Here is a 12167-nt window from a genome sequence, read left to right on the forward strand (position 1 = left end):
TTGACTATTGTAGGAAACAACAGCTTTATAAGCTTACATATACATTTTATCATAATTCACAACAAATTAGAACTCATTTCATATCTGTAAATCTATTTTTGCGTTATAACCTAATAATTAACCAATTAACTGCATTTCATTTATCTCATTACGTGTAGTTAAAAAACCAGGTAGTAATTCCTAATTTTTATGAACAGTTGTACCATAAATTATAAATTTATTCTACTCATATTTTTATCGACAATTCAATTTGCTTTTGCAAAAGCTGATTTAAATTTTTTCTTTTCTGAAAGAAGTAATGAATCCTTTATAAATAGTTTCGAATTTGCTCCACCAACTTTTACAGGTTGCGATACGGCTTCTTTAAATGTTCAAGTAACTTACACTGCCGGCCAATGTGGTGGTATTGTAAATTGGAATGCGCCTATTGCTTCAGTGGATGCAGTAACAGTGACAAGTAATTATCAACCTGGTGACAACATTTTGCCAGGAACTACTGCTATAGTCTACCGTGCGGAGAATGCTGCTGGAGAAGTGGGTATCTGTACTTTTAACGTTACAGTTGAGGATAATGAAAAACCGTTATTTGACACTTTTCCTTCTAATGTTACTTTAACTGCCGATCCTGATAGTTGCACAGCTACTCATACATGGGTAGAACCAACGGTTTCAGATAACTGTCCTGCGGGCGAGGGTGAGGCGCCTGTTCTTCAGGATTTTGAATCGGCATTGAATCAATGCTACGTTTTTACCAAAACATCTATTGATAGTGGTGGGCAAATAAATGGAAGTAGAAATTTGATAGCAAACTCATTATCTTTAGCTCCGTTTTATACGAGTACTATTGTTACACCTACTATGTATTTTAACGGTGAAGGTGAAATTTCATTTTCCCATTCGATAAATACCGTGGCAAATAATGCACAAATTCATGTAGATATTTTAGATAGTTCAATGGCAGTTGTCCAAACCGATTTTTTTAGTAAAGTCTATACAGATACAGCCGTTCATCAGGAAAACATTCCTTTTACGCTAACTGGGAATTACAATATTAGAATTCGCTATTCTTCCACTGTTTTTAATAATACGGCACAAATTGCTTATTTAGACGATTTACTGTTGCCAGGCACAATTGTTACAAATTTAACGGATACCGCTTGTGAGTTAGCTGAATATTCTGTCATTAGAACCGACGGAAATGGAAAGCTAAATGGTGACGATTTTGAAATTGGAACGACAATTATTGTGTATCGGGTTTTTGATGCTAATGATCAATTCACAACAAGGTCATTCACAATTACTGTTGAGAATGATTTAAATGCACCAACTGGATCCTCAGAATATACTTATTGTGAAGGAAATTTACCTCCAGAAATGAGTGTCACTGTAGATGAATCAGTAGGTGAGACCGCTAACTGGTATGATTCTTTAGGAAATCTTGTCGCATCTAATACAACTTCATATACAGCACCAGATAGTACTGAGTTATTTAGAAATTATTCGGTTTATTCGCAAAACGTAAATGGATGTTCAAGTGATACATTCATTTCTATCGATTTGTATCAATTTCCTTTGCCAGATGCACCAACTGCCAAATCTCCCATTGAATATTGTGTAGGTGATGCTCCTGTTCCTTTACAAGCATCTGGAGACTCAGGGAATACTTTGCAATGGTACAATGCAGCTACAGGTGGCACTATGTATACGTCAAACCCTACGCCCAGTACTACAACAGCAGGAAGTACCTTTTACTATGTTGAACAAACGGATATTTATACAGGTTGCATTAGCTCAAGAACAGCCGTAGAGGTAATTATAAATGCTTTGCCGGTAAGACCCACCTTGACAGCAAATACTATTACTTATTGTCTAGGAGATACTGCCCAAGAATTAGATAACTATGTTCAGTCAGGATCAAACTTAACTTGGTATGATGCAGCTACGGGTGGAAATGAACTTGTAGGAACTACCATTCCTGAAACAACTACAGCTGGTACTACGGATTATTGGGTTACTCAAACTGAAACAACCTCTACTTGTGAAAGTACTAGAAGAAGATTGAGAATAATTGTAAATGATCCTCCTATGGTTACGGGCCAACCTCTAAATGCTGAGATTTGTGAGTTCGAAAACGCTACTTTCACTGCAATAATTTCCAATGCTAGCACCTATCAATGGCAAATTTTTGATGGTTCAAACTGGGTAAACCTAACTAATGCGAGTCCATATAGTAATACGTCAACTTCTTCACTAGTAATTACAGCTGCGCCTATAACTTTAAATAATACTACTTATAGATTAGTTTCTTCGAGTGCAACATTAACTTGTGACGATGCATTTTCAGAAGAGAGAGTATTAACCGTAAACCCACAACCGTCAGCACCTACAGTGAGTGATGTTGAGTATTGTGAGAACGGTACTGCAAGTGCGTTAACAGCAAGTGGTACAAATATTTTATGGTATACTGTAGCAACTGGCGGAACGGGTAATTCAACAGCACCAACCCCAAGTACTTTAACTGCAGGTACAACTTCATACTACGTAACACAAACAAATTCTAGTGGTTGTGAGAGTCCACGATCTGAGATTGAAGTAACAGTGTATGCCTTACCATCAGCACCCACAGTGAGTGATGTTGAGTATTGTGAGAATGATACAGCAAGTGCCTTAACAGCATCGGGCACAAATTTATTATGGTATACAGTTGCGAGTGGTGGAACGGGTAGTTCAACAGCACCAACCCCAAGTACAGCATCAGTTGGGAGTACATCTTATTATGTAAGTCAAACGAATGGAAATGGCTGTGAAGGTCCACGTTCAGAAATTGAAGTAACGATAAATGCTTTGCCAACAGCACCAGGGGTAACAAGTCCAGTTGTTTATTGTCAAAATGATACACCAAGCGCATTGACTGCGACAGGTACAAATTTGTTATGGTACACCGTGGCATCTGGTGGAACTGGTAGTTCAACAGCGCCGACTCCAAGCACAACTGCCGTAGGGAATACATCTTATTATGTTAGCCAAACAAATGGAAATGGTTGTGAAGGACCTCGTTCAGAAATTATAGTAACTATTAACCCACAACCGTCAGCACCCACAGTGAGTGATGTTGAGTATTGTGAGAACGGTACTGCAAGTGCGTTAACAGCAAGTGGTACAAATATTTTATGGTATACTGTAGCAACTGGCGGAACGGGTAATTCAACAGCACCAACCCCAAGTACTTTAACTGCAGGTACAACTTCATACTACGTAACACAAACAAATTCTAGTGGTTGTGAGAGTCCACGATCTGAGATTGAAGTAACAGTGTATGCCTTACCATCAGCACCCACAGTGAGTGATGTTGAGTATTGTGAGAATGATACAGCAAGTGCCTTAACAGCATCGGGCACAAATTTATTATGGTATACAGTTGCGAGTGGTGGAACGGGTAGTTCAACAGCACCAACCCCAAGTACAGCATCAGTTGGGAGTACATCTTATTATGTAAGTCAAACGAATGGAAATGGCTGTGAAGGTCCACGTTCAGAAATTGAAGTAACGATAAATGCTTTGCCAACAGCACCAGGGGTAACAAGTCCAGTTGTTTATTGTCAAAATGATACACCAAGCGCATTGACTGCGACAGGTACAAATTTGTTATGGTACACCGTGGCATCTGGTGGAACTGGTAGTTCAACAGCGCCGACTCCAAGCACAACTGCCGTAGGGAATACATCTTATTATGTTAGCCAAACAAATGGAAATGGTTGTGAAGGACCTCGTTCAGAAATTATAGTAACTATTAACCCACAACCGTCAGCACCCACAGTGAGTGATGTTGAGTATTGTGAGAACGGTACTGCAAGTGCGTTAACAGCAAGTGGTACAAATATTTTATGGTATACTGTAGCAACTGGCGGAACGGGTAATTCAACAGCACCAACCCCAAGTACTTTAACTGCAGGTACAACTTCATACTACGTAACACAAACAAATTCTAGTGGTTGTGAGAGTCCACGATCTGAGATTGAAGTAACAGTGTATGCCTTACCATCAGCACCCACAGTGAGTGATGTTGAGTATTGTGAGAATGATACAGCAAGTGCCTTAACAGCATCGGGCACAAATTTATTATGGTATACAGTTGCGAGTGGTGGAACGGGTAGTTCAACAGCACCAACCCCAAGTACAGCATCAGTTGGGAGTACATCTTATTATGTAAGTCAAACGAATGGAAATGGCTGTGAAGGTCCACGTTCAGAAATTGAAGTAACGATAAATGCTTTGCCAACAGCACCAGGGGTAACAAGTCCAGTTGTTTATTGTCAAAATGATACACCAAGCGCATTGACTGCGACAGGTACAAATTTGTTATGGTACACCGTGGCATCTGGTGGAACTGGTAGTTCAACAGCGCCGACTCCAAGCACAACTGCCGTAGGGAATACATCTTATTATGTTAGCCAAACAAATGGAAATGGTTGTGAAGGACCTCGTTCAGAAATTATAGTAACTATTAATCCATTACCAATAATAAGTACAACAAGCGCACCAACTTGCTCTCCAGATTTAACAACATACTCAATTTCAGTATCGGTTAGTACAGGTACGTTAACGAGTACTGAAGGCACAGTGGTAAATACTAGTGGTAATGATTGGACCATTTCTGGAGTTACTTCAGGAAATAACATTGTACTTACGGTAACAAACGGAACAACATCTTGTGAAAATACATTAAATGTTACAGCTCCTGATTGTAGCTGTCCACCAGTTGACGAACCAGTAGCAGACAATGGAGATCAAGAATATTGTGCGGGTCAAAGTATTCCAACAATTTCTGTTTTAGTTAATTCAGGAGAAACTGTAGACTGGTACTCAAGCGCTAGTGGAGGTATTGCTTTATCTATTGGATCATTGAGTTATCAGCCAGCAAGTTTAGGAAGTGGTTCAACTACTTTTTATGCAGAGTCAAGAAATATAACAACAGCCTGTAGGAGTAGTACAAGAAGAGCTGTAAGTATCACGCAAAATGCATTGCCGGAAGCACCCACAGTGAGTGATGTTGAGTATTGTGAGAATGATACAGCAAGTGCCTTAACAGCATCGGGCACAAATTTATTATGGTATACAGTTGCGAGTGGTGGAACGGGTAGTTCAACATCACCAACCCCAAGTACAGCATCAGTTGGGAGTACATCTTATTATGTAAGTCAAACGAATGGAAATGGCTGTGAAGGTCCACGTTCAGAAATTGAAGTAACGATAAATGCTTTGCCAACAGCACCAGGGGTAACAAGTCCAGTTGTTTATTGTCAAAATGATACACCAAGCGCATTGACTGCGACAGGTACAAATTTGTTATGGTACACGGTGGCATCTGGTGGAACTGATAGTTCAACAGCGCCGACTCCAAGCACAACTGCTGTAGGGAATACATCTTATTATGTTAGCCAAACAAATGGAAATGGTTGTGAAGGACCTCGTTCAGAAATTATAGTTACCATTAATCCATTACCAACAATAAGTACAACAAGCGCACCAACTTGTTCTGCAGATTTAACAACATACTCAATTTCGGTATCGGTTAGTACAGGTACGTTAACGAGTACTGAAGGTACAGTGGTAAATACTAGTGGTAATGATTGGACCATTTCTGGAGTTACTTCAGGAAATAACATTGTACTTACGGTAACAAACGGAACAACATCTTGTGAAAATACATTAAATGTTACAGCTCCTGATTGCAGCTGTCCACCAGTTGACGAACCAGTAGCAGACAATGGAGATCAAGAATATTGTGCGGGTCAAAGTATTCCAACAATTTCTGTTTTAGTTAATTCAGGAGAAACTGTAGACTGGTACTCAAGCGCTAGTGGAGGTATTGCTTTATCTATTGGATCATTGAGTTATCAGCCAGCAAGTTTAGGAAGTGGTTCAACTACTTTTTATGCAGAGTCAAGAAATATAACAACAGCCTGTAGGAGTAGTATAAGAAGAGCTGTAAGTATCACGCAAAATGCATTGCCGGCAGCACCCACAGTGAGTGATGTTGAGTATTGTGAGAATGATACAGCAAGTGCCTTAACAGCATCAGGCACAAATTTATTATGGTATACAGTTGCGAGTGGTGGAACGGGTAGTTCAACAGCACCAACCCCTAGTACAGCATCAGTTGGGGGTACTTCTTATTATGTAAGTCAGACCAATGCCAATGGCTGTGAAGGCCTACGTTCAGAAATTAGAATAACCATAAATGCTTTGCCGACAGTCGTGGCAAACGCATCAGCAACATCTATATATGCAGGTGAAAGTGTTATTTTAACTGGATCGGGAGCATCAAGTTATACTTGGGACAATGGAGCAATTGATGGAGGTTCAGTATCGCCATTGGTAACCACAACTTACACGGTTACGGGGTCAGATAGCAATTCTTGTGATAATAGCGATAGCGTAACTATAAATGTTTCGGCTACATCCGATTTAAGTTTAACAAAAATTGTTAATGATGCTATCCCAAATGTTGGATCAAATGTGACTTTTACATTAGCAGTGACAAATGATGGGCCAATAGATTCCCCAGCAGGGATAATTGTAAAGGATTTATTACCATCAGGATATATTTTTGTAAGTGATGATTCTAGTGTATCTAATGGAGTTTACCAAGCATCATCAGGAAATTGGATCCTTCCTGCTTTAATGAGTGGTTCATCAGTTTCTTTAGATATCGTAGCAATAGTAAACGAGCCAAGTTCAGACATTAATCAGTATATAAATGTTGCAGAAATTACAAATACTATCAACTACGACCCAGACAGTATCCCTAATAATGATGATGGTGATCAAAGTGAAGATGATGAATCAAGCGTTACAGTAAATCCTCAGGTTATAGATTTAGAGCTCGTAACCACTATTTCAGAAGAAACCGCCAATCCAGGTGAGCTCATCACAATTTTTGTTGAGGTTTTTAATAATGGAAGTTTCGACGCCACCAATATTGGAATTGAAAATTATATACCAATTGGTTTTGCTATTAATTCAATAGATAATGGGGGTGTACAGTCAGGAAATATTATCAGATGGAACGGTCTTACAATAAGTGCAGGATCTTCAATAGTATTATCGTTTGACGCTCTTGTAAATCTACCTACGAATACTTCAAATGAATATTTCAATAGCGCACAAGTTGTTCAGGTCGCACAATATGATTTAGATTCGTCACCAAATAATGATGATGGGGATCAAAGTGAAGATGATGAAGATAATGTGTCTCTAGATTTAATTCCAGCAGACTTAAGCTTGTCTAAAGCTTTAGTTGGTGGTTCAGTAGCTAGTCCTAATACGGGTGATACTTTAACTTTTGAAATTATTTTAGAAAATAACGGACCAGGTTTAGCAACAAATGTTAGCATTGTTGATGTTGTACCAGTGGGTTACACTTTCAATAATGTTAATAATGGTGGAGTAATTACTGGTAATTCTATTGAGTGGCAGATAGCTACAGTGCCAGTTGGAAGTCAAACATTTAGTTATGAAGTTACCGTTAATGCGCCATCTAACGTGTTAGATGAATATAAGAACACGGTGCAGATTACTTCTACAGATCAATTCGATCCTGATTCTTCACCAAATAATGATGACGGTGATCAGAGTGAAGATGATGAAGCCTTTTTTACTATTGCTTCACCTACTGTAGATCTTGAAGTGAATAAAACAATTGATAAAGATCAGACTTATTCGGGTGATGTAGTGGTATTTACGATTACGGTGTTAAATAATAGCGCCTATGATGCAACGAATATTGGTATTGAAGATATGCTTCCTGATGGATATACCCCTATTAATCATACGGAAAGCTTAGGTACCTATGATGAAAACATGGGTATGTGGGATATTCCTTTGTTGCAAATAGGAGAAACTGCTGTTCTGCAAGTGACCGTTGGAGTTACCGAAATTGATGACTATACTAACGTAGCAGAATTGGTTTATGTAGACCAATTGGATTTAAATGTTGGTAATGACAGAGATGAAGTTACCCCGACAGTTACTCAAGAAGAATGTTTGACTGTTTTTAATGAATTTTCTCCAAATAATGATGGCGCAAATGATATCTTTTTTATTGAATGCATTGAGAACTATCCTAATAATACACTACAAATATTTAACCGATGGGGAGCTAAGGTTTTCGAGGCAAAAAATTATGATAATACTTGGACTGGAACTTCTAAAAAAGGACTTAGACTTGGTGCAGAAGAAAAATTGCCTTCAGGGACTTATTATTATTTGTTGAACCTTGGTGATGGTACTGAAAAAACGAGAACTGGATGGTTATACATTATCAGATAATTGCTGTAAAAATTTAGAAAAATATGATTAGAAATAAGATATTAACTGTTGCACTATTGTTGTTTGTGTATTGTGTTCAAGGTCAGCAAGACCCGCAATTTACGCTTTACAACTATAATACAATGACTGTTAATCCCGGTTACGCGGGTTCAAGAGGACATATGGCTGTATTAAGTTTGTATAGAGATCAATGGGTAGGTATTGATGGTGCACCACGAACAATATCATTAGGTATAGATTCACCTATAGGTCTATTTGATGGAATTGGACTTTCAGTAATCCAAGATGATATTGGTCCTTCCCAAGAAACATTTATTGATGGAAATTATGCGCATCAATTAATTTTAAATAGGAGAGGAGATAGGCTTGGGCTTGGTGTGAAAGCTGGTATAAGGATGTTTAGTTTGGACTGGTCAAAAGGTTTGTATAGAGATCAAGATGCGGTGTTCAATCAAAATGTTAATAGTAAAATATTGCCTACTATAGGAGCTGGTATTTTTTACTATACTGATAGATCTTATTTAGGAGTTTCAGTCCCAAATATAATCACTAATTTACGTTATGATGAGATTGAAGAAGAAGAAGCTTCTGAAAAAGTGCATTATTATTTCATCGCTGGTTATGTTTTTGATCTGAATCGGAAATTAAAGTTTAAGCCTTCTGTTTTTGCTAAACATGTTAACGGAGCGCCTCTTACTGTTGACACATCAGCAAATTTCTTATTATACGAAAAAGTTAATTTTGGCGTTAACTATAGGTGGGATGAATCTATAAGTGCCTTGATGGGTTTTCAGATTACTCCGCAATTCAGCATGGGCTATGCCTATGATTTTACGACCAATAACTTAACGCGGTATAATTCTGGTACGCATGAAATATTCTTGAGATATCAGTTTTTATCCTTACAAACAATTTTAAAATCCCCAAGATTTTTCTAATTAACCTACTATGAAAAAATTACTTATATCCTTAACAATGCTATTTCATTTTGCTAGCTATGCGCAAGAGATTAGTAGTCCTGGCAACAGTGTTGCTCAAAATATTACTGTTCCAATAGAAGCTGTAAATATTGAAATGCTCAATTCTCTGAAAGAAGATAGCGAGAAATTAGATCTTCCAAATAATAGTAGGTTAGTACAAAAAGCAGACTACTATTTTAATAAGATGTGGTATGCTGAGGCCGCTGAAACTTATGAAAAGGTTCTGTCAGATAAGAATAATTACTCATCAATCTTGCTAAAAAAAATTGGTGATTCTTATTATTTCAATACGAATATGGAAAAGGCTTATTACTGGTATAATATTCTATATAATGAATACGAAAGTAAGATGACGGCAGATAATTACTTTAAGTATTCCCATACACTAAAAGGTAATGGTAAATATAGTAAAGCTAAAAGGTTTATGCGTTTGTATGAAAAGATGCAAAAGGAAGATACTCAAAATACATATGCTTTTAATGCTCCAAGGGAAGAGGTTGCCTTAGATAAAATCATTAATGGTGATGCTCGTTTTACGATAGATAATGTGGCTATAAACTCTGAATATTCAGATTTTTCGCCTATGTTTTATGATAATGATAAGGTGGTATTTTCTTCTTCATTAGATTCATCGGTCTTTGTTACGCGCAAGTATAAATGGAATGATCAGCCGTTTTTAGATTTATATGTTTCTAAGATAAACGAGGAGTCTGCAGATTTAAAAAGTGCTATTAAATTTTCCAAAAAGATAAATTCTAAATATCACGAGGCTTCTGTTACGTTTTCTCCAGATAATGAAACTATGTACTTTACACGTAATAATTACGGTAAAAAGCTAAAGCGAGATAAAAATGGTGTTAATCACTTGAAAATCTATACGTCTGTTAAGGTTGGTGATGATTGGGCAGAACCTAAAGAACTTCCTTTTAATAGTGATAGTTATTCTACGGGGCATCCGGCCTTAAGTCCTGATGGTAAATTATTGTATTTCGTTTCTGATATGCCGGGGAGTTTAGGTGCTTCAGATATTTTTGTTGTTGATGTTTTGGAAGATGGTACTTATTCTACCCCTAGAAATTTAGGTCCTGAAATTAATACGGAGAAAAGAGAAATGTTTCCATTTGTTACAGACAAGAAAATTTACTTTTCATCAGATGGGCATGCCGGACTTGGTGGTCTAGATGTTTTTGAAGCTTCTTATGACGTTGATGGTTTTCAGGAAGTTAAGAATGTAGGGGTTCCTGTAAACAGTAATAAAGATGATTTCTCTTATATTGTCAGTGAGGAGAGTCAGAAAGGATATTTTGCTTCTAACCGTGCGGGTGGAAAAGGTGATGATGATATTTACTCCTTTCAACGTTTAGCGCTGGAAGAGGTAACCCATACAGCTATTGCTGGTGTGGTAACAGAATTGGTGACAGGTGATGTTATGCCTAAAGCTCTAGTGATGCTTTTGGACGAAAACAATATTAAGCTTAAGGAAGTAGAAACAGCTGAAGATGGTAGTTTTGTTTTTGAAGATCTTGACGGGAATAAGAAATATAGTATCAAAACAAATAGAAAAGAATTTTTTCAAGATGTTAAGGAGGTCATGACTACATTAAATGAAACAGAGATGGTTGATGTTTCATTGAAAAAGCTAAAAGAACTTATAGTAATTGATGACGGAATAAGAAAACTTAAGACAGATATGATTTATTTTGATTTTGATAAATCATTTATTCGAGACGATGCTTCAAAAGAGTTAGATAAATTAGTTGAAGTAATGACGGAATACCCAGAAATGGTTATTAAAATAGAATCCCATACGGATAGTCGTGGTGCTAGTGAATATAATAGATACTTATCGGATAAGCGTGCGAAATCATCAAGAGATTATATCATATCTCAGGGTATTGATGCAGACCGTATAGAAAGTGCAATTGGGTATGGTGAGGATAGGTTATTAAATGATTGTGATGGTAGCGTTAAATGTACTCGTGAGAAGCATGAGTTAAACAGACGATCAGAATTTATAATTGTAAAAATGTAATACAACTTAAAAATAGCGTAATTAAAAACCCAAGCAGTAATGCTTGGGTTTTTTTGTATGTAAAAAAAAGCTTTTTTTAAACGTTCGCTTTTAATAATTCTCTGTTCATACGTGCAATGTTTTCTAAAGAAATTCCTTTAGGACATTCAACTTCACAAGCTCCAGTATTTGTACAGTTTCCAAAACCTTCTAAGTCCATTTGTGCAACCATGTTTTTAACACGATCTGTGGCTTCTACTTGGCCTTGTGGTAATAAAGCGTATTGAGATACTTTTGCACCAACAAAAAGCATTGCAGAAGCATTTTTACAACTTGCTACACAAGCACCACAACCAATACAAGTAGCAGAATCCATAGCTTCATCGGCTGCATGCTTAGAAATAGGAGTTCCGTTAGCGTCTTGAGTATTTCCAGATGTGTTTACAGAAATATAGCCACCCGCATGCTGTATACGGTCAAAAGCACTTCTATCAACAACTAAATCTTTTATTACAGGAAAAGCTTTTGCTCTAAATGGCTCTATAGTAATAGTGTCTCCATCTTTGAACATACGCATGTGTAATTGACAAGTAGTTACACCTCTATCTGGTCCGTGTGCTTCGCCATTAATAAACATAGAACACATTCCGCAGATACCTTCACGACAATCATGATCAAAAGAAACAGGCTCTTCACCTTTATTGATTAATTGTTCGTTTAACACATCCATCATTTCTAAGAAAGACATGTGTTCAGATATCTCTGTCACTTTATAATCGACCATTTTACCCTTAGCTTGGGCATTTTTCTGTCTCCAAATTTTTAATGTCAGATTCATATTTTAA

4 protein-coding genes are annotated in these 12167 nt (G+C 37.2%); 3 read left to right on the forward strand and 1 reads right to left on the reverse strand.

What is annotated here, in order from left to right; genetic code table 11:
• The first annotated feature begins 189 nt into the window (after positions 1 to 189).
• Genes GQR94_RS08755 through GQR94_RS08765 form a run of 3 tightly spaced genes read left to right on the forward strand, consistent with a single transcriptional unit; the run spans position 190 to position 11343 of the window.
• Positions 190 to 8331: a gliding motility-associated C-terminal domain-containing protein gene (locus GQR94_RS08755; RefSeq protein ID WP_158975136.1), complete on the forward strand. Its 8142-nt coding sequence runs from the start codon at positions 190 to 192 to the stop codon at positions 8329 to 8331.
• A 23-nt stretch (positions 8332 to 8354) separates the two neighbouring features.
• Complete coding sequence (locus GQR94_RS08760) at positions 8355 to 9269, forward strand: type IX secretion system membrane protein PorP/SprF (RefSeq protein WP_074537350.1); 915 nt, start codon at positions 8355 to 8357, stop codon at positions 9267 to 9269.
• A 10-nt stretch (positions 9270 to 9279) separates the two neighbouring features.
• Entirely contained in the window at positions 9280 to 11343 is a 2064-nt protein-coding gene (locus tag GQR94_RS08765; RefSeq protein ID WP_158975137.1) for an OmpA family protein, read from the forward strand.
• A 76-nt stretch (positions 11344 to 11419) separates the two neighbouring features.
• On the opposite strand, the gene GQR94_RS08770 is transcribed toward GQR94_RS08765, so the two are convergent.
• On the reverse strand, positions 11420 to 12160 hold the full coding sequence (locus tag GQR94_RS08770; RefSeq protein ID WP_158975138.1) for a succinate dehydrogenase/fumarate reductase iron-sulfur subunit: 741 nt from the start codon (positions 12158 to 12160) through the stop codon (positions 11420 to 11422).
• Positions 12161 to 12167 lie beyond the last annotated feature (7 nt).

This window comes from Cellulophaga sp. L1A9 (assembly GCF_009797025.1).
Lineage (GTDB): Bacteria > Bacteroidota > Bacteroidia > Flavobacteriales > Flavobacteriaceae > Cellulophaga.

Excerpts from the sequence above, each read along its gene's own strand:
- GQR94_RS08755 (WP_158975136.1), top strand. The coding sequence starts at position 190 with ATGAACAGTTGTACCATAAATTATAAATTTATTCTACTCATATTTTTA.
- GQR94_RS08760 (WP_074537350.1), top strand. The coding sequence starts at position 8,355 with ATGATTAGAAATAAGATATTAACTGTTGCACTATTGTTGTTTGTGTAT.
- GQR94_RS08765 (WP_158975137.1), top strand. The coding sequence starts at position 9,280 with ATGAAAAAATTACTTATATCCTTAACAATGCTATTTCATTTTGCTAGC.
- GQR94_RS08770 (WP_158975138.1), bottom strand. The coding sequence starts at position 12,160 with ATGAATCTGACATTAAAAATTTGGAGACAGAAAAATGCCCAAGCTAAG.